Source organism: Nocardia sp. NPDC006630 (assembly GCF_040611495.1).
GTDB lineage: Bacteria > Actinomycetota > Actinomycetes > Mycobacteriales > Mycobacteriaceae > Nocardia.
Window position 1 is genome coordinate 262,321 of the sequence record NZ_JBEXOK010000002.1, and the last position, 23,002, is coordinate 285,322.

Consider the following 23,002-nt stretch of genomic DNA (forward strand, 5'->3'; position numbering starts at 1 on the left):
GTCTAATCCCCAGAGTGCTCGATTACGGTACCGAAAACTCTTACAGCCGGTCAGAAGTCGGCAGGCCCTTCAGGTATCAGAGCTTGCCGGATGCCTTTCTCGCTCTGGGCTGGCGCCGCAGCGCGAAAGGTCAGCCGACCGTCCAGGTTTCGCGGCCGGTGAGCAGCTGTTGCAGCGAATTCTCGTGTACCGGTTTGTGCTGCACCGCGGTCGCGAGCTGGGCGCGGACGCCGTCGTCGTAGGTGGATCGATTCACGCTGCGGAAGACGCCGGTCACCACGTGCGACAGGTCCTGATCCGAGAGCCGCGAGAGGGCGTAGGCGTATTCGGGATTGTCGGTGTAGGCATCGTGGACCACGATGTCGGCCTCGGCGACGGAGTCGGTGGGCGCGACGCGCAGCCCGAAACCATCTCGCACCACCGCGAATTCGCTCTCGGCCCCGAAGCGGATGGGCTCACCGTGCCGCAGCCGGATGAGATGCGATTCGGCATTGTCGCGGCGCAGGGCATCGAAGGAGCCGTCATTGAAGATCGGGCAGTCCTGCAGGATCTCCACGAACGAGGTCCCGCGATGCGCGGCGGCGGCGCGCAGCACCTCGTTGAGACCGGTACGGTCGGAGTCCAAAGCCCGTGCGGCGAAGGTGGCTTCGGCGCCGAGCGCGATCGAGAGCGTATTGAACGGGTGGTCCACCGACCCCATCGGCGTCGACTTGGTGACCTTCCCGGTCTCCGAGGTCGGCGAGTACTGCCCCTTGGTGAGTCCGTAGATCCGGTTGTTGAACAACAGGATCGTCATATTCACATTGCGCCGCAGCGCGTGAATGAGGTGGTTACCGCCGATGGACAGCGCATCACCGTCACCGGTCACCACCCACACCGACAGATCCGGCCGGGTCACGGCCAGTCCGGTGGCGATCGCGGGCGCACGACCGTGGATCGAGTGAATCCCGTACGCCTCCAGGTAATACGGGAACCGGCTGGAGCAGCCGATGCCGGAGACGAACATCAGGTTCTCGCGCTTGAGCCCCAGATCGGCGAGGAATCCGCGCACCGTGGCGAGAATGACGTAGTCACCACACCCGGGGCACCAGCGCACCTCCTGATCGGTGGTGTACTCCTTGGCCTTCTGCGGCCCGTCTGCGCGTGGCACACCCGACAGCCCGGTAAGCCCGAGATCGGCGCCGACAAGCGGGTTTTCAAGGATGGTCATCACTTACCCCCAGTTGTGCGGTAGGTCGCCCGCGCCCGGGCGGTGAAGGCCTTGTTCTGCTCCATCTCGGTGATGGAGCCGTCCAGAGCCGCGTCGATGACGCCGACGAGTTCCTGGGCGGAGAAGGCCAGACCGGCGATCTTGGTCCACGGCTGCACATCCACCAGGTAGCGGGCGCGCAGCAGCATGGCCAGCTGACCGCCGTTCATCTCCGGCGCGACCACGGTGCGATAGCGCTTCAGCACCGCACCGAGGTTGGCGGGGAACGGATTCAGATGCCGCAGATGCGCCTGCGCCACCGGTACGCCGCGGCGGCGGGCCCGCCGGCACGCCTCGCCGATCGGCCCGTAGGAGCTGCCCCAGCCCAGCAGCAGCAGTTCGGCCTTGCCGTCCGGATCGTCGACCTCGAGGTCGGGCACGGCGATGCCGTCGATCTTGGCCTGCCGCAGCCGGACCATGAGTTCGTGATTGGCCGGTTCGTAGGAGATATTGCCACTGCCGTCGGCCTTTTCGAGGCCGCCGATGCGATGTGCGCGACCGACAGTGCCGGGCACGGCGAGCGGCCGGGCCAGGGTCTCCGGATCGCGTGCGTAGGGCTCGAACGAATCATCTTCCGCACCAGCGGGTTCGAAGCCGGGATCGATGGGCGGCAACTCGGAGACCTGCGGAATCGACCACGGCTCGGACCCATTGGCAATCGCGCCGTCGGAGAGCACCAGCACCGGGGTGCGGTAGGTGAGCGCGATGCGCGCCGCCTCGACCGTGGTGTCGAAACAGTCCGCGGGCGAGCGCGGGGCCAGCACTGCCACCGGCGATTCACCATTGCGCCCGAACAGCGCCTGCAGCAGATCGGCCTGCTCCGTTTTGGTCGGCAGGCCGGTCGAGGGCCCACCGCGCTGCACATCGATGATGAGCAGCGGCAATTCGGTCATGACCGCGAGCCCGATGGTCTCGCTCTTGAGTGCGAGCCCGGGCCCGGAGGTGCTGGTGACGCCGAGCGCCCCGCCGAGCGAAGCGCCCAGTGCCGCACCGATTCCGGCGATCTCGTCCTCGGCCTGGAAGGTGGTGACGCCGAAGTTCTTGTGCTTGCTCAGTTCGTGCAGGATGTCCGAGGCCGGGGTGATCGGGTAGGTGCCCAGGAAGACCGGTATTCCGGCGAGTTGCCCAGCGGTGACGAGGCCGTAGGCGAGCGCGGTATTGCCGGTGATCTGCCGGTAGGTGCCGGCGGGCAGCGTCGCGGGCGCAATCTCGTAGGTGGTGGCGAAGGATTCGGTCGTCTCGCCATAATTCCAGCCTGCCCGAAATGCGAGGATATTCGCTTCGGCGACATCCGGTGTGGACGCGAATTTCTCCCGCATGAATGTTTCGGTGCCGCCCAGCGGCCGCCCGTACATCCAGGACAGCAATCCCAGCGCGAACATATTCTTCGCGCGCTGCCCGTCCTTTTTACCCACACCGGTCGGTTCGGTGGCGGCCAGCGTCAGTGAAGTCATGGGCACCCGGTGCACCACAAAATCGGACAAACTCTCATCGCCGAGCGGATCGGCGGCGTACCCGACCTTGGCGAGATTGCGTTTGGTGAATTCGTCGGTATTGAGGATGAGAGTCGCTCCCCGCGCCAGATCCTCCAGATTCGCCTTCAGCGCTGCGGGGTTCATCGCCACCAGTACATCGGGCTGGTCACCGGCAGTGAGGATGTCGTAGTCGGCGATCTGGATCTGGAACGAGGAGACACCCGGCAGCGTGCCCTGTGGTGCGCGGATCTCGGCGGGGAAGTTGGGCTGGGTGGCGAGGTCATTGCCGAATGCGGCGGCCTCGTGCGTGAATCGGTCACCGGTGAGTTGCATACCGTCACCGGAGTCACCCGCGAAGCGAATTACAACCTTTTCCAATTTCTCTGCGGCGCCACCGTTTCCGGATGTTGCCACCGAATCATCACGCTGCGAAACCATGCGCCTGCATCACTTCCTCGTCCGTGAGAGGTACCAACGCCAAACTACTCCGCTCTATTCGCGGCACGCCCGCGAAGTGAGCAGTGAGATATGCGGAGATTGCAGAGATCGGAGAGATTCGCAGCGAGCGTCAGGCGAACAGTGCCAGCTGCGGGTCGGGCGTCTGCGACAGCACGGCAGGCGCCTCGGGCTCGGCCTGCTGTGCGCGATTCAAACCATGTTTTTCCAGTAGCGGATCGATCCGGCCGCGTAGCCACGCGGAGTACTCCGGAGTCACCGAGGTTCCGCGACCATACAGCGTGCGATAGCGCCGCAGCAGCGCCGGGTGCTGTTCGGCGAGCCAGGTCAGGAACCAGCCACGGGTGCTGCCGCGCAGGTGCATCGGGAAGGCGACGGCACTCGCCGCGCCGGCGTCGGCGATGGCCTGGAAGATCTCTTCGAGGTGGGCGCGGCTGTCGGTGAGATACGGAATGATCGGCGCCACCATGACATTCACGTCGAATCCGGCATCGGTGCACGCGCGCACCAGCTCCAGCCGCGCCCGCGGCGACGGCGTGCCCGGCTCCAGACTGCGATGCAGTTCCGGATCCAGAATGGCGATGGAGACAGCAAGATGCACCGGCACCTGCCGCGCTGCCTGAGTCAGCAGCGGCAGATCCCGGCGCATGAGAGTGCCTTTGGTGAGAATGGAGAACCCGGTGCCCGATTCGGTGAGCGCGCCGATGATGCCCGGCATGAGCCGGTAGCGACCCTCGGCGCGCTGATACGGGTCCGTATTCGTGCCCAGCGCAACGGTTTCCCGATGCCAGGAGCGTTTGTGCACCTCGCGGCGCAACACGGCGGCGACATTGGTCTTGACCACGATCTGATTGTCGAAGTCGTCACCGGCATCCAGATCCAGATACTCGTGCGTGCCGCGCGCGAAGCAGTAGCGGCACGCATGCGAGCATCCGCGCATCGGGTTGATGGTCCAGCCGAAGGGCAGGGCGCCGCCGTCGGGCACCTTGTTCAGAGCGCTCTTGCAGAGCACCTCGTGGAACGTGATGCCCTCGAACTCCGGAGTCTGTACGCTCCGTACGAATCCCGCGCGTTCGAGTCCGGGCAGCGCGCCGTCATCGGCCTCGAGGGTCTGGCTTTGCCACCGCACCCCCCAAGTCGAACACTTGTTCTACCAGGTGTCAAGCGATCTTCTGCGTGTCGACCTTGACGGTCTGCCCGTTGTAGAAGGCGATCAGGTCGCGCACGGTCTCCGCGGCGGGCCGCGGCCGGTAGCCGAGTTCGGCTGTGGCCTTGGCGTGTTCGACGATCGGCGCCGCCAGCAGCGCGCCCATGGAAGCCTTCGAGATGCGGTCGCTGCCGAGCGCCTTCGCGACCGGTTCCATGACCGGCATCAGCGAGTTGATGAACTTGGCGGGAATGGCGAAGGCGGGCTTCATCCGGCCGTTGATCTCGGCCGCGAGCCGGGTGGCGTGCAGCATATTCGTGAAGTGGCCGCCGAGCAGGTAGTTCTCGCCGGTCTTGCCGCGCTCACCGGCCAGAATCAGGCCGCTGGCGACATCGCGCACGTCGACGAGGTCGAAGCCGCCGCTGATCATGACGGGCACCCGCCCGCGCGCGGCGTCCCACAGGGTGACATTGATACGGGAGCCGGTGTTGTCGACCGGACCGTACACACCGGTCGGGTTGCACACCACGGCATCCAGGCCCTTGTCGATGACCTTGCGCAGCTCGATCTCGCCCTGCCACTTGGACCGGTCGTAGACGGGCAGCTCGGGATCGATGGAGCGCGGCGAACGCTCGTTGATGTGACCGCCACAGGTGTACTGGTTGAACGCGTGAATCGAGCTGGTGTGCACCATGCGGCGCGCACCGACCGCGAGCGCGGCCTCGGCGACGGTGCGTACGCCCTCGGTATTGATCCGCCACGCCACATCGTTCTTGTGCGCGAGGGTGATGAGTGCGACCAGGTGGTACACGACCTCGGCGCCTTCGAGCGTGCTGCGCATCGAGGCGGGATCGAGCACATCGCCACTGACCCAGGTGACACCGGGGGTGTCCGTGGTGGGCCGGACGCGATCGATGGCAGTCACCTCGTGACCGCGATCCGTAAGCTGGCGAAGCAAGTTGGTGCCAAGGAACCCGGCAGCGCCGGTGACTGCGACCTTCATGAGTTGAAGAATATAGAACTTGTTCTAATTTGCAAGAACGGTCATGCCGCGAACCGGGAGCGCTTCCACCTGCGGCGTGGGGGCATACGGCACGCCGGAGTGGACGCTGAGTGCGTTATATTCGCAACCGCATGTTCACGACGATTGGGGGGCACTGATGGCCGATCTCTCGGTCGATACCGAAGCGGTACGCACCTTCGCCGCGACACAGGACGGCGTGGCCGGCGATATCGCCGCCACCGGCGGGCTGGACACCGCCTCCCACGTCGCCGCCATGACGCCCGTCTTCGGGCTCATCGGGGCGGATTTCCTGGCCAGTTTCGCGGTCGCCGAACTATTGCACGACAGGGACATCAACGCGCTCTCGGCGCGCTTCTCACACCTCGGGCAGGCCGCCTTCGGCTCGGCCGCCACCTTCGACGCCACCGACGGTTCCTTCGCGGACGGGCTGGGCGCGGTCGCGGGTCAGATCGGTAGCCAGGCATGAGGCCGCTCGATTCCGGGGTGATCAGCGCGCCCGCGCAGCCGATCGCCGCCGGACCGGATATGGCGCGCGCGGTACCTTCCGGCACCTTGCTCGATCTGCCGCTGGGCCAGCTCCCAGCCGATATTCCAGGGTTCGAGGCACCGGAATTCGCCTTGTCCCGCAAGGAATTCGAGCAGCATGGCACACCGCTGTCCGGTGGTTTGCCGGGCGGTGCGCACGGTGGCGACACCCGTGCGGCCTCGGTGCTGGAGGGCGCCCTGTCCCCCGCCCTCGATTCCGCGCACGGCGTGCTGTCGGGCGCACAGCGGACGCTGGCCGATGCCCAGGGTGTGCTCGGCAATGCTCAAGCCGCGCTGAGCAATGCGCCTGCCGCGCTCCATGCCGCGCAGGCCGCGTTCGCCCAGGGCTCGATCGCTCCGGTGCTGCCGCCGCTGTCCGCGGATCCGGTCGGCGATCTCATGAAGGGTTTGCCGGTTCCGGCCGTTCCGGGTCTCGACGCACTGTTCAAACCATTCCTGGATCTGATCAACAGTTTCGGCACCGGGGTGCTGGGCACCTTGAATCCCGCTTCGCTGCTAAGTCAGGGCTCGAAGTTCATCGAGAGCGCGGTCCAGGTCGGCGGTGGTGCGCTCAAGACGGTCGAGGGGCTCTGGCAGGGTCAGGCGTCGAGCACTGCGCAGGCAGCGGGCCAGCAGGCGCAGAACCACGGCCAGGAGACCAGCCAGCGCGGATTCGATCTCTCGGCGATCACCCAGCAGGCCGCAGCGGTGGTACAGCGCGGCAATATCCAGCTCACCGCCATCGCCCAGTCCTTCGCCGCCCAGGCGACCGCACTCGCCCCGGTGGCTCTGACGCCCCCGGGCCAGACCGCCCTGATCGCCGCTGCCACCGAACACCTCGGCTCCGCGATCACGGTAGTGAACGTCACCCACGGCGAATTGTCCGGCTACACAGCGCAACTCAATGGCATCATCGGCCAATTGGCCGGTCAGAACGGCGCACCCAACCCCGCCGAGGTCGCCCAGTCTCTCGCGCAGAATGTCGGCCAGCCGATTCTGGAGCAGGCCAAATCGCTCCTGGAAGGCGTGGCGAACCAGTCGTCCACCGACCCCGCGAAATTCGACCCGGCCGCCGACCTCGACACCAAGGCCGCCGGTCTCGGTGAAGGCGGCGGAGGCGGCGCAGGCGCGGGTGGCGGCGCAGGCACTGGCGGCGGTGGCGGCCTGGGCGGCGGCCTCCCGTCGGTGCCCGGCGGCCCCGGCTCCTCGGTCCCCGGCGGCCGAATTTCCGCACCGGCCAACCCCTTCGGCTCGGGCGCGCCCGGTATGGGAGGAGTCGGCGGGCCCGGCAGCCCCGGCTTCATGGGCTCCCCCGGCGGCGCGGGCGCCAAGGGCGGCGGCAGCGATCAGCAGCACTCCCGCACCGTCCAGCCCTACCAAAACGTCTCCGGCGAAAGCGAACTCACCAGCAACCTCGGCGCCTCCGGCCCCGGCGTCATCGGCCAGGCCGACGAGATCTCTGGCGACTTCGACAGCGATAACGCGTGATTCGATCCCCAAGCCGGGCGATGAACAAGCACTGACCGTGCAGTAGCGGAAAACTGTGGGCCGCCACCCGCTTCAGGCCCACCGGGAACGACCTTCTACCTGGCACTCGCGCCCAGGGTGACGGGCGGCGGCATGCCACTACCCGGGTTTTCACACGGCCCGGTGACTCCGGTAAGGGGTGATGCCGCGGCCATCGGAGTAGCTGCTCCGAGACCGCGGCATCGTTGGTGCCGAGCCGATCCGCAGTACACCCCGCGGGCTCAACCACCGTTCGTGGCGCCGGATCGCGTCCGGCGTGGGGATCAGACTGCCGTCGGACGGACCTGTGCGTCAATTCCGCCGTCGATGACGAACTGGGCGCCGTGGATGAAACCGGCGTTCGCGCCGAGCAGGTACTGGATCAGGGAGGCGATTTCCTGCGGAGTTCCGTTGCGGCCGATGGGGGCAACGAAGTTGCGGATGGCGTCGCCGTAGCGGGGGTCGTCGAGGCCGGCCTGCAGCAGCGGGGTTTCCACGCTACCGGGGGCGACGGTATTGAGGCGGACGCGGGCGGCGCCCCATTCGACGGCGCGCTGGCGGACGGCGACGGTGACGGCGTTCTTGGACGCCGAGTATGCGAACGAACCGGCGTAATCACCCGCCTGCGCGAAGGATTCGGCCTCGGTGCCCAGGTTGATCGGGTTGTCGGCCCACGCGAGGTGGGTGGAGGCGACGGAGGAAACCACCACTGCCGCAGGCGATTCGCCCTTCTGCAGCGCCGGGAACAGCGCGTCGAGGAAGGCGATGGTGGCGCGGTAGTTGATCTCGACCACGAAGTTCGGATCGGGGACCTGCGGTCCGACGCCGGCGCAGAGCACCAGCCCGTCCAGCACGCCGCCGGAACGTTCCAGCACCGTCTCGACAGCGGCCGCGCGGGCGACCGGATCGGTGAGATCGGCGGTGACGTCGGCATTGCGCAGGTCGATGCCGATGATGTCGTGTCCCGCCGCGGCGAGCGCGGCGGCGGTGGCCGCTCCGATGCCCGAGCCGGATCCGGTGATGGCAATGGTCATGTCTGCGATTAGAACAAGGTTCAGATTGCTGGGGCAACCCCTCGAGCCAGCGATCTCAGCTACCGAGACCCCGCAAGCCCGCTCGGCGAACGTCGCGCTACAACAGATGCTGCACCTCAGCGACTTCGAGACTGATACGCCGGTTTCACTCGGATCCATCGCCAATGCGCCCGTCGCGGGCTAACATCACGACAAGAACTAGAATCTGTTCTAGTTTTGGCAGACTTGCTCACCGTCGAGAGGACGACCCGATGCGCTACACCTACGCGGAGGCGATGACCAACCCGGATTACTACATCCCCTTGGCCCAAGCGGCCGAGGCGGCCGGGTTCCACAGCATCACCATCGCGGACAGCATCGCCTATCCCGCGGAGTCGGACTCGAAGTATCCGTACACCCCGGACGGGAACCGTGAGTTCCTGGAGGACAAGCCCTTCATCGAGACCTTCGTTCTGTCGGCGGCCATCGCCGCGGCCACCACCACGCTGCGCCTGACCCCGTTCGTGCTGAAGCTGCCGATCCGCCCGCCGGTGCTGGTCGCCAAGCAGGCCAGTTCGCTTGCGCGCCTGAGCAATAACCGTTTCGCACTGGGCGTGGGCATCAGCCCGTGGCCGGAGGACTTCGACATCATGGGCGTGCCGTTCGAGCGCCGCGGCAAGCGCCTGGACGAGTGCATCGAGATCGTGAAGGGCCTGTCCACCGGCGAGTACTTCGAGTACCACGGCGAGTTCTACGATATCCAGAAGATCAAGATGACCCCCGCGCCCACCAAGCCGCTGCCGATCCTGGTCGGCGGGCACAGTGACGCCGCCCTGCGCCGCGCGGTGCGGCTGACCGACGGCTGGATGCACGCCGGCGGCAATGCCGAGGATCTCGACAAGTACCTGGCGCGCATCAACGAATTGCGCAGTGAGCGTGACAATCCCGGCGAATTCGAGATTCACGCCGTGTCCTATGACGCCTACACCCCGGACGGTGTGAAGCGCGTCGAGGAGAAGGGCATCACCGATGTGATCGTGGGCTTCCGCAACTCCTACGCCAAGGAGCACGATACGGAGTCCCTCGAGGACAAGATCAAGAAGATCAACTGGTACGGCGAGAACGTCATCGCCAAGGTCAGCTGACCTCCCTGTCGAAGACCCCGCTCAGGAGCGTTTGGCGAAGCCGAGCTCGATGACCGCATCGCGCTCGGCCGCCAGCTCCTCGACACTGAGATCGATTCGGCTGCGCGAGAATTCGTCGATCTGCAGCCCCTGCACGATGCTGTACTCCCCTGCGGCGCAGGTGACCGGGAACGAGCTGATCAGCCCCTCCGGCACGCCGTAGGACCCGTCCGACGGCACCGCCATCGAGACCCATTCGCCCGGCGCGGTGCCCAGCGCCCAGTCGTGGATGTGGTCGATGGCGGCACTGGCCGCACTCGCCGCCGAGGAGGCCCCGCGCGCCTTGATGATCGCGGTGCCACGCTGCTGCACGGTGGGAATGAAATCGTGCTCCACCCACGGCTGATCATCGATCAGCTCGAGCGCGGGGCGGCCGCCGACGGTGGCATGACTCAGATCCGGGTACTGGGTCGCCGAGTGGTTGCCCCAGATGGCGACGCGGTGGATATCGGCCGCTGCCGCACCGGTTCGCTTGGCCACCTGCGCAATCGCCCGATTGTGGTCGAGGCGGGTGAGCGCGGTGAACCGCTCGGCGGGCACATCAGGCGCGTTGTTCATGGCGATGAAGGCATTGGTATTGGCCGGATTCCCGACCACCAGCACCTTGATATCCGCGGCGGCATTGGCATTGATGGCCGCGCCCTGATCGGTGAAGATCGGGCCGTTGGCGGCCAGCAGATCCGAGCGCTCCATATTCGCGGTACGCGGCCGGGCGCCGACCAGCAGCGCGATATTCGCGCCGTCGAATCCGACCCACGGATCATCGGAGATGTCGATGCCGGACAGCAGCGGGAAGGCGCCGTCCTCGAGTTCCATGGCCACACCCTCGAGCGAGGACACCGCGGCGGGAATCTCAAGCAGTCGCAACCGCACCGGGGTCTCGGGGCCGAGCAGCGCGCCGGAGGCGATGCGGAACAGCAACCCGTAGGCGATCTGTCCGGCGGCGCCGGTCACGGTGACGGTCACAGGTGTCGCCCGGGCGGCAGTGCTCACGACAAACTCCTAGCGGTAGTCGGAATAACCACTTCGACCCTAACCGCGCTCACGCCCGCCGGTACCTGCCGGTGAGGCCCTTCGTGAGGAAGTAGACACTCCGCCGGAAGCAATAGCACCGGACGGCACTGCACCCCGAAGCACTCGCTGCGCATTCGGGTGACGCTCGTCGTATGCTGCCCGAAAGGCGGGCCGGGTGTCCCGATGTGCCTGCGAGTCACGAGGATTGGGGACATCGATGTCACCGGATTACCGCCGGCCGGACGATTTGTGGTCACAGGACACCGAGGTGTTCGAGGTCATTCCGGATGACTACGAGCCGGGCCAGGGCGCGCCGCACGCCGGTTCCGGTGCATCGCGGACGAGCCGGTACCCGATCATCGGGCTGATAGCCGCTCTGACCTGCGGAGTGCTAGTGCTCGGAGCAATCCTGCTGCACGGAAAGTTCGCACCGAACAACTCCGGTGCGTCGGCCGCGCCGGTCCGCGTCACCCCGGTGGCGGCCGCCCCGACGACGGTGGCCCGAACGACCACGGCGGCGCGGACGACCACCGACGATCCGACCACCACGTCCTCCACCACCACGACCCCGACCACCACGAGCGTCGCGGATGTCGCCGTTCATCAGCAGTGCACGACACCCGGGCAGACCATTACCAAGGACAGCGGGGTCATTTTGACCTGCGATACCGCCGGGGACGGTGGTTATGTGTGGCTGCAGGAGAGCACTCCCGTCGTCGGATCGCTGTGCAATACCAATGAAGCGGGGACGTTCCGGGCCGCGAGCGACGGCTCGACGCTGCTGTGCGCTCCCGGTGGTGACGGGCGGCTCTACCAGTGGAGACGTCCGGGCGCCTTGCCCGCCGTCAGTCCCGCGCCCGGCGCGAGATGCAGTGCTCAGCGGGACCACTACGCCAGGTCCGCCAGCGGTACGGCGATGTGGTGCCAGCCGGACGGCCACAATTCCGCCAGCGCTACCGGGACGTGGCAGCCGGTGTCATGACCGCCGGTCCGCACTCGGGGACTAGCGAGCCAGCTGGGCGATATCCGCATCGGTGAGCACCACGGCGGAGACCTCGTCACGATCGCGGACCATGCGCACCGCCCGATAGAGCGGCCGCTCCTCGGCGACGGCGTCGCGCGCCTCGGCGCGTGATTGCAGCACCAGTATTTCCGAGACCGCCAGCGCGGCGGCCAGCGGGCAGTTGGCGAGAGCGTCGGCGAGCTTGCGCAGCCCGAGAGTGTGCAGTTCCCGGCCGTCGCCGGAATCGGTGTACATGGCCAGCGGCACAATCCGGATGTCACGGTCGGCGGTGGCGCGCAAGACGATTCGGCTGAGCCGGCCCGGGCGCACGAGTATCTCGACCCCGACGGCGTCCGCGAGATCGAGCCGCCGCTCACCCATCCACGTACGGGACCGAATCACGGTGCCGGACAATCTGATCCGGCGCCGCTGCACCGTAATGGCGTACAGCGCCGTCGGCGCGCCCAGCACCACACCGGTGGCGACGGCCAGCGGCCAGGTCACCATGAGCGCCAGCAGCAATCCCACCCCGACCCCGATCCCGATGGCGGAGAGGGCAAGTCGGCGCAACGAGGGCGCCAGCAGTTCCGGCGCGATGAGATCGAGCCCGATTTCGGCATCGGGCCCGGCGTTCGATTGTTCAGTCACGGTTGCGCATTCGTCCGGTCGGAGGGTGCGCCGGTCGCCACGAAGCACCGCTCCCGCACACCGCCGGGACGCTACCAGCACTTCCCGCCTCCCCGAACCTTTTGGACCCTTCCCGCCTCCCCGAACCTTTTGGCCAGACTTAGGATTCGATGCAGTCGCGTTGGCGACCGGCGGTCAGGCGGTGGTTCGGTCAGCCCGTACCCAGGGAGTTACCCCGACCGGAACTAGATCGGTTGTCGCCTGGAGCGACGGAACTAGGGCGATGGACTCGAAGCCACCGATTTCGCACGAGCCAGAAGGGTCCGGACGGCCGATCGGCACCGGCGTCCTGCGCACGATTTCCCCTGCCGCGCACGGAATCTCCGGACATTTGGTGCGCGGCGAGCTATTTGCGCCGGCAACCGCGACCTGGACAGCGGATTCGCTGCCGGGCCGCGGTTGGGTTCGTCAGGGCTGTTTGCCCGTGAGGGCGGCGGTCAGTTGGGCGACTGCTTCGTTCAGTGGGATTTGGCGTTGTTCGCCGGTGCTGAGGTCCTTCAGGCCGATTTCGCCGTCGGTGACCTCCCGGTCGCCCAGCACCAATGCGAAACGCGCACCGGACTTGTCGGCGGCCTTCATGGCCGACTTCATACCGCGACCGCCGTAGGCGAGATCGGTGCGAATGCCGGCGGCGCGCAGCTGTCCAGCGAGGGCCACCAGATGCTGCTTGGCGATATCGCCGAGCGGCACCCCGAAGACGTCGATGCGCGAGCCGTCGGTGGCGGACTTGCCCTCGGCGGCGAGCGCCAGCACGGTGCGGTCCACGCCGATGCCGAAGCCGATGCCCGAGAGCGCCTGCCCGCCGAGCTCGGCCATCAGCCCGTCGTAGCGGCCGCCGCCGCCGATGCCGGACTGCGCGCCCAGACCGTCGTGCACGAATTCGAAGGTGGTCTTCGTGTAGTAGTCCAGGCCGCGCACCATGCGCGGGTTGACCACGTACGGCACGCCGAGCGCGTCGAGGTAGCCGAGCACCAGGTCGAAGTGCGCCTTGGCCGATTCGGACAGGTGATCGATCATGAGCGGCGCGCCGGCCGTCATTTCCTTGACCTCGGGCCGCTTGTCGTCGAGCACACGCAGCGGGTTGATCTCGGCGCGGCGGCGGGTCTCCTCATCGAGCGGCAGCTTGAAGAGGAACTCCTGCAACAGTTCCCGGTACTGCGGGCGGCAGGTCTCGTCGCCGAGCGAGGTGAGCTCCAGCCGGAAACCGTCCAGGCCCAGCGATCGGAACCCGGTATCGGCGATCGCGATGACCTCGGCGTCCAGCGCCGGATCGTCCACGCCGATGGCTTCCACGCCGACCTGCTGCAGCTGCCGGTACCGGCCCTTCTGCGGCCGTTCGTAGCGGAAGAACGGACCCGCGTAGGCGAGCTTGACCGGCAGCGCCCCCCGGTCGAGACCGTGCTGAATGACCGCGCGCATGACGCCGGCGGTGCCTTCGGGTCGCAGCGTGAAGCTCTCACCATTGCGGTCGGCGAAGGTCCACATCTCCTTGCTGACCACGTCGGTCGACTCGCCGACACCCCGCGTGAACAGGGCGGTGTCTTCGAAGATCGGCAGCTCGATGTGCCCGTACCCGGCCAGTCGCGCGGTATGAATCAATCCGTCGCGCACGGCGACGAACTCCGCTGAGGTGGGCGGCAGGTAATCGGGGACCCCCTTCGGGGCACGGAAGCTGCTGGTCTCGGTCACGAGGTTCAGTTTTCCCCATCGTGCTCTCCCAAGTCCAACCGGTTAGTGTGCACCGGTTATAAGGGGTCGTCTCAGGAAGTGATGGCACACTCTTATGCCGGAAGCAACCGATACGGAGGGACTAGCTAGTGCCGAGCAATGAACAGCGACGCGCTGCAGCGAAACGGAAGCTGGAGCGTCAGGTCGCAAACCGGACCCAGCGGGCGCGCAAGCGCAAGCAACTGACCATCGCCGCCTCAGCGCTGGGCGTCGTGGTCGCGGTCGCGGCAGGTGTCGGCATCTACTTCCTGACGCGGGGTGATGACAGCACCAGCACCACCGCCGCCTCCGAAACCCCGGACGCCTCGCTGGCGTCGGCGGCGCCGCCCGCGGCGAAGGCCAAGCCCGCGACGGTGACCTGCGATTACCGTGTGGCACAGCAGCAGCCGTCGGATCGCCCGGTGACTAAGCCCGGCACCGACAATATCTCCACGGCCGGCACCCCGAAGGCCGATCTGCAGACCAGCCAGGGCCCGATCGGCATCGCCCTGAACCCGGGCGAATCCCCTTGCACCGTCAACTCTTTCGAGAGTCTGGCCAAGCAGAAGTTCTTCGACAACACCACGTGCCACCGGATGACCACCGGTAAGGGCCTGCAGGTGCTGCAGTGCGGCGATCCGACCGCCAGCGGTAAGGGCGGCCCCGGTTACGCGTTCGACAACGAGTACCCGACCGATCAGTACGACCCGAACGATCAGGCCGCTCAGACGCCGGTGAACTACAAGCGCGGCGTGATCGCCATGGCCAACGCCGGACCGGACCAGACCGGCCACGGCACCAATGGCAGCCAGTTCTTCCTGGTCTACGGCGACTCGCAGCTGCCGCCGCAGTACACCATCTTCGGCACCATCGACGACGCCGGACTGGCCACGCTCGACAAGGTCGCCAAGGCCGGTGTCACCGGCGGTGGCCAGGACGGCAAGCCCGCCACCGACGTAACCATCCAGTCGGTCCGAATCGACTGACCAACACGACATTTCGGGCCCGGCATCGCGATGATGCCGGGCCCGTTCAGTTTCCGGCGAAACGCCCGAGATTCGGCCACCGAACCTCCTGTGTAAGGCTTTCCTAACCAAAGAAAATCCTGAGTTTCCCGCACGCTGCCGGAATTGTGCGATATATGCTGTATCGCGACGCGCGCGTGCGGCGGTATCTGAGTTTTCGCTGGTAATCTCGTAGAACGGAGTACGAAGCGGCGTAGTAAGGCCTACCGGGCCAACCCCATCGGGCCGAACCCCCCAGCGCCACTCTCGCTCCCGGTGTCACGTTTGCAGGCGGGACTCAGCTATCCGAATCACCGTTCGTGTGGCGAGGATCGTGACGAAGCACCACAATCATCCATAGTGATCACTGCAGCATCGGGGAGCAGGCAATGGCCGAGGAACTCGACGACATCGGCCGCGAAACCGCGGCGATGATGAGGCAAATGTTGCAGCTCGCGACGCTTGTCGCGCTGCGCACCCGGGAACGTGGCCAGAAGGAAGCGGAAGCCCGCGTCAAGGTCACCGAAGCCCGGCAGAAGGAAGGCCGTGAACGTCAGCTGCGCGAAGCCGCTGATGCGAAGGCCAAGGATCCGCGCAATGTCGAACTTGCGCGCATGATCGAAAAACCGCCGCTGGACAAGGGCGTATCACTCGAGAAGGATCGTTTCGCCGCACAGGCAGAGGCCGGCCGCATGGCCGCGACCCAGGCCGCCGCCGCGAACAAATCCCTCACGCGATACGACTCCGTCGAGCGCCGAACCGCTCTGGCCCAACATCTTTCCCGCATGGGTATCGCGCCCGAGCTGGCCGCGGTGCGCATGCTGATGGAGGTCGGGCAGGCACAGTCGGCGCAGGAAGCCGTGCGGGCCAAGGACCAGGAGGCCGCGGTGGCACAGCGCCGGGCCCGTGAGATGGAAGCCCGTGGGCGCGAACGCGTCCGCTCCTGACTGTCAGACCCCCTCGACGCGAAGCGGCGGATCGCCCGAAAAACGATCCGCCACAACGCGATCCGACGCGCTCCGGCTCACATGTGGAAATCACCCATGTTCGGATCGCTGAACAGCCCCTGCTGCGGTGATTTCAGCGGTAGCGGCGTCAGCATGTCCTTGTGCCCATTGCGCACGCTGCAGTACTTGAACGGCCCCTTCGGGTCGAACAGCTTCGCCATATGCGGATCGGCGTGATCCAGGAACCACACGCTCAGACCGGTTTTGCCGTCCTTGCGGAAGTGCTCCCACGCCCGCCACATGGCATCGAGCCGCGCGACCGCCTCCGCGTGCTTCCACCATTCCGGGCACCACACGGTGTCGCTGATATCGGTGACCTGCCGCCGGTACACCAGGCTCAGATAGTTCTCCACGAACTCGACCACGCTCGCGTAGACCATGGGTGTTTCCTGCTGTTCGTTCACAGCGGCCGGACCTCCTCAATCTGCCCGGCGTCGTACGCCGGCTCGGCCTTGATAAGCGAGGGTCCGCCGATCAGATCAGCGATCTCGGTCTTGCGACGCGGTGACGGATCGTGGTGCGTAATGGATTTCTGCACCTCGTCGGAGTATTCGCCCTCCCACCACGGCACGGTGCGCACCAGCACCGCGGGTGCGCCGGAGGAGAAGACGATGGCACGGCCGCGCGGCAGGGTGGCCAGACCGTGCACATTGAAGGTGCGCGAGGAGCCGAGCGACCGCGAATAGCTCTTGCCGCCAGAGGATTCCGAGACCGACGAGGAAATGCTGTCGTAATCGCCGATGGCCTCGGAGCGCTCCTGCAGGAACTTGGTGTCGTCCACGCCGCTGCCGAGCACCTTGACATTGGCGGCGGCCCACAGCGCCTCCATACCGTCCACACCCCAGCAGCGGGCGCCCTGCGCCCAGGACTGCAGCACCGTCATGACCACGATGCCGCGCGAGCCGAAGTGGCTGTACTGCTTCGGAAGATCCTTCCAGCGCACCACATTCGCGGCCTCGTCGAGCACCGCGAGCAGCGGGATCTCCAGCCGGCCGCCGTGCGAGCGGGACGCCTCGCGCATGGCGATATCGATGACCGCCTCGGTGAGCGCGCTGACCAGCGGCGCCGCCGAACCGCGACCCTCCAGCGAGAGGCAGTACAGGGTGCCGTTGTCCCGAATGAAGGCCAGCTCGTCGAACTGCTGTCCACCGAATTCCCGGGAGATCCAGCGGTGCACATTGGACATGCGCAGACAGCCGACCATCTTCTTGGCGGTACCGAAAACACCACTGCGCGTGCGATCGTCGACGTTGTACTGCTGCGCGAGACCGGAGGCGACGAAGTGGAAGCGCCCGGAGCGGCGCAGCAGTTCGATCGGTTCGGTATCGAGCGGGTTGGTGACCCAGTCCCAGATCTGCGTGATCGGCCGTTCGTCCACCGCCGCCGCCAGGAACAGTCCGCCGAGCAGGTCCTCGGCTTCCTGATCGAAATAGCTGTCGGTGGAGGTGGTGACCGAGCCGGACATATCGGAGGCGTCGGCGAAGTGCCCGGCCAGTCGCGCGGCCCGCACCTCACAGCCGGGATTGTGCGCATCGACCCAGGCCAGCGGATCCCAGAACCAGTTGTGCGCCCGGTCATCGGAATTCATCGGATCGCCCGCGATGTCCTGCGGATCGAAGATGAAGATCGGGCTGCCCTTGCTGTCGCGCACATCGCGGGTGGCGTCCACGACATCGCGCTTGTTCGAGGTGACCACCACCGGCCCGATGGCCGCCAGGATCGCCGGGATCACGCGGGAGGTCGTCTTGCCCTGCCGCGGACCCCAGATATCGATGTGCAGATCCTCGTAGGAGCCGTACAGCATGCAGTTGTCGGCAACCGACATGCCGATGGGCACACCGGGAATATCGTTGCGGCCCAGGCGCATACCGAGCTGATCGGCCTTGGCGCGCACCCCGGCCTCGGTGAGCGCGCTGATGGCGCCGCCGTTGCCCATGTGCTCGGCCTTGTCGTCCACCGGTAGTCGCCCGACGGCCTTGCGCGTCTTGTGCCGCTTCTTCATGAAGACGTATGCGAGCGCCGCCACGATCACCAGCACCACGATGACGGTGGCGAACACCGGCCAGTGCAGAGTGCCCTTGCCCAGCGCGATGGCGAGAGCGATCGGATTGATCGGAATATTCTGTCTGGGAGAAGACAGCAGGTTACCCAGTTGCAATGACAGCCACAGCGTTCCGAGGATCGCGCCCGCCGCGTAGATCAATTGCAGGGTGGTGTCCGGCCCGGGATCGGCCGGGTCCTTCACCGGTTTCTTCGCCATCTCTAGCCTCCTGGATGACCTGTATCTCGTTGCTGCTCAGTGGAATTCATCGAGCAGCCAGCTGCTGCCGTTGCGTACTACGGTGGCGACGACCGTTATCGGCGGCCTCGGCTCGCGCCGGGAGTCCGGATAGACGACCGTCTGCTCTATACCGATCTTGTACTGCTGCCGATTCGGATCCGCGCCCGGCGGAGCCGTCTCACCCGAGGCGAATACGAATGCCTCGACGTGTGCTCCGGCCTTGCCCCAATCGGCCCACTGCAGCGTCGCCTTCGGCGTCTCGGCGCTCGTGGGTGGTGTGTCCAGTGTACGGATCAGCGTGGGACCCAGCCATTTCCGCGCCCGCATCAGCGCGGCCGATTGCGACTCGGTAGCCGGATACCAGGTGAATATCTCCCGCAGCGCTGCGACCGCTACCCCGTCGGGGGTGGTGGGGTCGGGTGTCGGAGCGCTCTGCAGTAGACGCGTGGTGGACGTGGGCGGCTGCAGCGGACTCGGACCCGAGCTGCTTCCGCCGCCACTGCCGCACGCGGACACCAGCATTGCGACGCCTAGCACCAGCATCACCACCCGGTTCGCGTGTTGGCCATTCCCGAGGACGGACCGCACCGACCTCCAGGCTAGTCGCTGCGATCGGCCGCCGGGCAATACCGGCGGGTTTGCCGAGTCGGCGTGTCCGCACTCGCGACACGCGGTCAGATGCCCGGTACGGCACGCGGTCATATGCCCCGCTTGGCATCGTGCAGGGTCTCCACCAGGCTGCGATTCATTTCCGCGGCGGCGGCCAGCTGCTGTTGCAGCAGTGCCACCTTGCGCCGCAGCGCGATCGCGTCCATGCGTTCCAGACCCGGGCTCTCCGCGGCGCGGACCCAGTTGCGCACCGAATTGGTGTGCACGCCGATCTGTTCGGCGACCGCCCGGCAAGCCTCGGACTCGGACCGCAATTTGCCGGTGAGCGCGATGACCGATTCGACCGCGGCCTGTCTGACCTCGGGCGAGACTCTGCGATAAGACCGATGCGGCATCATGCGGCACTCCCGTCGTCGGTGCCGCGGCGGGCGGTGGATTCGGTGAATTCGCTGAAACGCTGATTGGTGTCGTGGATTCCGCTCTCCTTCTCGGAGGGCGTGAACTCCATCTGGAACGGGATGCCGGGACGGCGGTCCTCACCGATCTTGAGCAGGAACTTGCCGGTACCCGGTGCGGGCGGCCGGTGCTGGCCCGGTTTGAGCGCCTCGCCGGTGAGGGCCTGCGGCGCAGACCAACTGGTCACCATGTCCTCCTCGGCGGAGGTGAACGGGACCGTGGAATCGAGGCGGGCGATCTCCTCGGCCGGCAGTGCGCCGAAGATCTTGGCGCGGGCGCGTTCCAGGAAGCCGAGCGCCTTGGAGATGGCGGCCTCCGAGCCGAGGGACTGCAGATCCTTGATGGTGTGGCTGATCATGATGAGCGAGGTGGCGATACCGCGCTGCAGACGGGTCAGCTCGTCCACCCGGTCGACCATGAAGTCGCCCAGGCCGAGCACCTGCCACAGCTCGTCCATGACCACCTGGAAGTAGCGCTGCGGGCCCAGATCCGCATCGGCGAGCACGTGCGCGGCCTCCACCGAGGCGAAACCGTCTGCCCAGCAGGCCAGCATGACGGCGGCCTTGAGCTTCTTGTCCCCGCTGGGGATGTGCGAGACGTCGATGCAGACCGCGGTGGCGGTGGTATCGATGGGAGTTGTGGTCTGCCCGTTGAAGACCGCGCCGAACGGGCCCTGGGTGAGCGCGCGCAATGATCGGCGCAGGCCCTTGATGGCGTTCTGGTATTCCTCGGCATTATCGGCGCCGGCGTCGAGTTGCATTTCCTCACCGCCCGTGATGATCACGGTGAGCAGGTCCTCGATGATGGGCGGCTGATCGGGGGTGAATTTGCTGCCCGTCCGGTACAGGATGGTCAGCGCGGTCGAGATGAGCGTTTCCTCGTAATCGCGTACGCGCGCACCGCGAACCAGCTCCACCAGACCGGCGACCAGGGTGGTCTGGCGGGCGCGCAGCTCCTGCATCACCTGGATCTGCAGTTCGGGCAGGTGATCGAGCTTCGGCACGATGGAGCCGAGTACACCGGCGGCGAGCGGATTGAGCTTGCCGTGGCCGTAACCCAGATCGATGACCTGGCCGTCGACCAGCTCCACCAGCTTGCGGTAGTCGGGCTTGACGTCGGCCAGGATGAGCGGGGTGATGCCCTGTGCCACACCGCCGAGCACAATGCGGCGCACCAGCGAGGATTTGCCGAAACCATTGAGGCCCAGCACGAAAAGGCTCGGCGCGGTGATGAAACTGCCGCGCATGAACCAGTTCATCGGGTCGAAGCAGACCGGCGCACCGGTGTGCAGATGGGAGCCCAGCGGGGTGCCGATGAGGGGCGCACCCGCGCCGACCGACCACGGCCACAGGCCCGCGACCTGCGCGGTGGTGGCGCGGTATTCGACCGGGCGGCCGATCACGTTCATCCGCCCGCCGCCCGCGCCGATATAGCCGCGGTCGGTCAGTTGCGCTGTGGTGCGGTCGAATTCGTCGACACTGCCGTACTCCATACGCTCCGCGCGGGCCGCGAAATTGCGCCGGCGCAGATCATCGGTATGCAGGCGGAAGGTGGCCCAGGCGGCGCGCAGGCCGTTCTGTTCGCGTGCCACCACCTCCAGCTTCGCGCGCGCGGCATCATCGAGCAGCTTGGGACCGGACTGCTTCTTCTTGGCCGCGGCCCGGCGCTTCGCGGCAGCGGATTTGGCGGCCTTGGACTGAGCCGCCTTATCGCTCTTGGTTTTCCGCGCGGCGGTGCGCTTCTGCTCCTCGGTGGCGGGCCGCTCCGGGCGGGTGCGCGCCTGCCGGCCGCGCTCCGGGCGATCGGCCGATTCACCCTCGGGGCGCGGTCGCCGGGGACGCGCGGGCGTCCCGGTGCGTCCGCCCAGATGCACACGATCGGCATCGGTGGGCCTGGGACGGCCCTCGGCGCCACTGGGGCGCTGCGCTTCCCGGGCTTCACCGCGTGCCGCATCCGGCGTCCGCGGCGTCTCCGGTCCGTCGGGGCGCCGCGGATCTCCCTCGGGGCGGCGCGGATCGCGGCCGGCGGCGCGCTCCCTGCCGTCGGCGCGCGGCGCATGTCTGCCGTCGGCACGCTCGCGTCCCTCGGTACGGGGCGCATGCCTGCCTTCGCCGTGCTGACCCTCACGTTCCGCGCCCGGCGCCCGGCGACGTTCCCGGCCCGGCGCGTCAGGGCCGCGTTCGCGCCCATGACCTTCGAGATCGGCGGTACGGCGGCCTTCGCGTTCGGAGCCGTGCTCACCACGCCGCTCACCCTCGGCGGCGCGGCGGCCTTCCGGTTCACCCGCCTGCCGTATCCGGCGCTCGCGCGCGGCCGGTTCCCCGACTCGCGCTGTGTCACTCCCCGGCGGCACCTCACCCGGGACGACCTCCGGACCGCGCGGACGCCGCGGCCTGGCCTCGGCGCCCGCCTCCGGCCGCTCCGCCACTCGATCCCGCACCGGCCCAGGCGATTCCAGCGCAGGCGGAACTACATCGGCTACGGCATCGACGCCGCGAGTACCTTCCCCATCCATGCGCTCCCCCTCGACTCGATCCGAATCACGCGGGCGCGCACCTTCGGTCACCACACGGCGCGCACGTTCCCGCACCGACTGTTCCGAGCCGCTGAGACCTTCTGCAATAACCGCCGAATCCCCCGCCACCGCAGCAGCTTCCGCTCCCACCGTGGCTGACGGCGCGCCCTCACCCGCACGCCTGGATCCCTCGCCGGCCGCCGCCCTCCGGGCCACCCGATCGACATCGGCAGTGCCGGCGCTGCCCGGGACGCCGATATCCGAGCCCGGAGCCCCTGTGCGCGGCGCCTTTTCGGACGTCGCGGCCCGAGAATCCGAACCCGCCAGGTCCGCCCGCGGTTCACGGCCGGAAGTCGCTGCTGCCGACCGCCGTTCACGGTCCACGCCAGCGCGGTCATCCCGATCCGGGGACTGCGTCAGAGCCTGCGTTTCCCTGCCGGGAGTCGCTGCTGCCGACCGTCGCTCACGGTCCACGCCAGCACGACCGTCCCGTTCCGGGGACTGCGTCAGAGCCTGCGTTTCCCTGCCGGGGGTCGCTGCTGCCGACCGTCGCTCACGGTCCACGCCAGCGCGATCGTCCCGTTCCGGGGACTGCGTCAGAGCCTGCGTTTCCCTGCCGGGAGTCGCTGCTGCCGGCCGTCGCTCACGGTCCGTGGCGGCGCGAGTATCCCGATCCGGGGACTGTGGGTCACGGCCCGAAATGTCTGCGGTGGACCGTGATTCACGCTTCGGCGGGGCCGCCGGGGCGTGGTCGGAACGCACCGGAGTCGCCTCGGACGTCTGGGGTGCGGAGGCGCGGAGGGCATCGTAGGAGGAGCGCTCGCGGTCCGGAGGGTCCAGTTCCAGGGGCGCGGCAGGGATCTGAGCAACCGAATCGGCGTCCTGCGGTTCTGGGGGCGGGCCGAGTTGGATGGGCGCGTCGGCGTCCGGGAGGGGGTCGCGGCGGAGCAGGCGGCGGTCGGGCAGGGTGCCGCGGCGCGGGCGGTGCTCGTCGCGGGCCACCCGGCTCGCCGGATAGGCCTGCTCCGGATCGCCGAGCGTGCGCTCGGGCTCATCCGGGACCGCCTCGCGACGGGCAGCACGACGGGCGGGAACGGCATCGCGTTCCCGCACCGGTGGTTCGAAGTCACGTGCCATGAA

General features: G+C 67.3%; 19 protein-coding genes. 6 read left to right on the top strand and 13 right to left on the bottom strand.

Annotated elements, in window-relative coordinates; all coding sequences use genetic code 11:
• Nucleotides 1-130 precede the first annotated feature (130 nt).
• The 4 genes from ABZX86_RS05510 to ABZX86_RS05525 form a co-directional block, all read right to left on the bottom strand.
• Entirely contained in the window at nt 131-1,210 is a 1,080-nt protein-coding gene (locus tag ABZX86_RS05510; RefSeq protein ID WP_355120335.1) for a 2-oxoacid:ferredoxin oxidoreductase subunit beta, read from the bottom strand.
• The gene (locus ABZX86_RS05515) at nt 1,210-3,162 is read right to left on the bottom strand and encodes a 2-oxoacid:acceptor oxidoreductase subunit alpha (protein ID WP_355120337.1); all 1,953 of its coding nucleotides are present in this window, start codon (nt 3,160-3,162) and stop codon (nt 1,210-1,212) included. The genes ABZX86_RS05510 and ABZX86_RS05515 overlap by 1 nt, the downstream gene beginning before the upstream one ends.
• Before the next feature lie 130 nt (nt 3,163-3,292).
• The gene (locus ABZX86_RS05520; RefSeq protein ID WP_355120339.1) at nt 3,293-4,309 is read right to left on the bottom strand and encodes an Rv2578c family radical SAM protein; all 1,017 of its coding nucleotides are present in this window, start codon (nt 4,307-4,309) and stop codon (nt 3,293-3,295) included.
• Between the two features lie 31 nt (nt 4,310-4,340).
• A complete protein-coding gene (locus ABZX86_RS05525; RefSeq protein WP_355120341.1) occupies nt 4,341-5,330 on the bottom strand; it encodes an NAD-dependent epimerase/dehydratase family protein in 990 nt (329 codons plus the stop codon).
• Nucleotides 5,331-5,487: 157 nt separating this feature from the next.
• Between ABZX86_RS05525 and ABZX86_RS05530 the strand changes: the two genes are divergently transcribed.
• The gene (locus ABZX86_RS05530) at nt 5,488-5,817 is read left to right on the top strand and encodes a type VII secretion target (protein ID WP_355120343.1); all 330 of its coding nucleotides are present in this window, start codon (nt 5,488-5,490) and stop codon (nt 5,815-5,817) included.
• Nucleotides 5,814-7,364: a hypothetical protein gene (locus tag ABZX86_RS05535; protein WP_355120345.1), complete on the top strand. Its 1,551-nt coding sequence runs from the start codon at nt 5,814-5,816 to the stop codon at nt 7,362-7,364. The genes ABZX86_RS05530 and ABZX86_RS05535 overlap by 4 nt, the downstream gene beginning before the upstream one ends.
• Nucleotides 7,365-7,666: 302 nt before the next feature.
• Here ABZX86_RS05535 and ABZX86_RS05540 read toward each other — a convergent pair whose 3' ends face one another.
• On the bottom strand, nt 7,667-8,416 hold the full coding sequence (locus ABZX86_RS05540) for an SDR family oxidoreductase (protein WP_355120347.1): 750 nt from the start codon (nt 8,414-8,416) through the stop codon (nt 7,667-7,669).
• 251 nt (nt 8,417-8,667) lie between these two features.
• Between ABZX86_RS05540 and ABZX86_RS05545 the strand changes: the two genes are divergently transcribed.
• On the top strand, nt 8,668-9,540 hold the full coding sequence (locus ABZX86_RS05545; protein WP_355120349.1) for a TIGR03619 family F420-dependent LLM class oxidoreductase: 873 nt from the start codon (nt 8,668-8,670) through the stop codon (nt 9,538-9,540).
• 21 nt (nt 9,541-9,561) lie between these two features.
• On the opposite strand, the gene ABZX86_RS05550 is transcribed toward ABZX86_RS05545, so the two are convergent.
• Complete coding sequence (locus ABZX86_RS05550; protein WP_355120351.1) at nt 9,562-10,572, bottom strand: malate dehydrogenase; 1,011 nt, start codon at nt 10,570-10,572, stop codon at nt 9,562-9,564.
• Between the two features lie 238 nt (nt 10,573-10,810).
• Between ABZX86_RS05550 and ABZX86_RS05555 the strand changes: the two genes are divergently transcribed.
• Nucleotides 10,811-11,575: a hypothetical protein gene (locus tag ABZX86_RS05555; RefSeq protein ID WP_355120353.1), complete on the top strand. Its 765-nt coding sequence runs from the start codon at nt 10,811-10,813 to the stop codon at nt 11,573-11,575.
• A gap of 21 nt (nt 11,576-11,596) precedes the next feature.
• Here ABZX86_RS05555 and ABZX86_RS05560 read toward each other — a convergent pair whose 3' ends face one another.
• Nucleotides 11,597-12,244, bottom strand: a complete 648-nt coding sequence (locus ABZX86_RS05560) for a hypothetical protein (protein WP_355120355.1) — start codon at nt 12,242-12,244, stop codon at nt 11,597-11,599.
• Nucleotides 12,245-12,691: 447 nt separating this feature from the next.
• On the bottom strand, nt 12,692-13,972 hold the full coding sequence (gene hisS, locus ABZX86_RS05565; protein ID WP_355120357.1) for a histidine--tRNA ligase: 1,281 nt from the start codon (nt 13,970-13,972) through the stop codon (nt 12,692-12,694).
• 128 nt (nt 13,973-14,100) lie between these two features.
• On the opposite strand from hisS, the gene ABZX86_RS05570 reads away from it, so the two are divergent.
• Together ABZX86_RS05570 and ABZX86_RS05575 are read left to right on the top strand one after the other, a co-directional pair.
• On the top strand, nt 14,101-14,976 hold the full coding sequence (locus ABZX86_RS05570; RefSeq protein WP_355120359.1) for a peptidylprolyl isomerase: 876 nt from the start codon (nt 14,101-14,103) through the stop codon (nt 14,974-14,976).
• Between the two features lie 407 nt (nt 14,977-15,383).
• Complete coding sequence (locus ABZX86_RS05575) at nt 15,384-15,941, top strand: hypothetical protein (RefSeq protein WP_327145618.1); 558 nt, start codon at nt 15,384-15,386, stop codon at nt 15,939-15,941.
• 77 nt (nt 15,942-16,018) lie between these two features.
• On the opposite strand, the gene ABZX86_RS05580 is transcribed toward ABZX86_RS05575, so the two are convergent.
• The 5 genes from ABZX86_RS05580 to ABZX86_RS05600 form a co-directional block, all read right to left on the bottom strand.
• A complete protein-coding gene (locus tag ABZX86_RS05580; protein ID WP_327145617.1) occupies nt 16,019-16,405 on the bottom strand; it encodes a DUF4913 domain-containing protein in 387 nt (128 codons plus the stop codon).
• The gene (locus tag ABZX86_RS05585; RefSeq protein ID WP_355120362.1) at nt 16,402-18,261 is read right to left on the bottom strand and encodes a TraM recognition domain-containing protein; all 1,860 of its coding nucleotides are present in this window, start codon (nt 18,259-18,261) and stop codon (nt 16,402-16,404) included. Before ABZX86_RS05585 ends, ABZX86_RS05580 begins: the two co-directional genes overlap by 4 nt.
• A gap of 36 nt (nt 18,262-18,297) precedes the next feature.
• Complete coding sequence (locus ABZX86_RS05590; protein WP_355120364.1) at nt 18,298-18,804, bottom strand: hypothetical protein; 507 nt, start codon at nt 18,802-18,804, stop codon at nt 18,298-18,300.
• Between the two features lie 176 nt (nt 18,805-18,980).
• A complete protein-coding gene (locus ABZX86_RS05595) occupies nt 18,981-19,289 on the bottom strand; it encodes a transposase (RefSeq protein WP_327145615.1) in 309 nt (102 codons plus the stop codon).
• The gene (locus ABZX86_RS05600; RefSeq protein ID WP_355120366.1) at nt 19,286-22,999 is read right to left on the bottom strand and encodes a hypothetical protein; all 3,714 of its coding nucleotides are present in this window, start codon (nt 22,997-22,999) and stop codon (nt 19,286-19,288) included. The genes ABZX86_RS05595 and ABZX86_RS05600 overlap by 4 nt, the downstream gene beginning before the upstream one ends.
• Nucleotides 23,000-23,002: the final 3 nt, after the last annotated feature.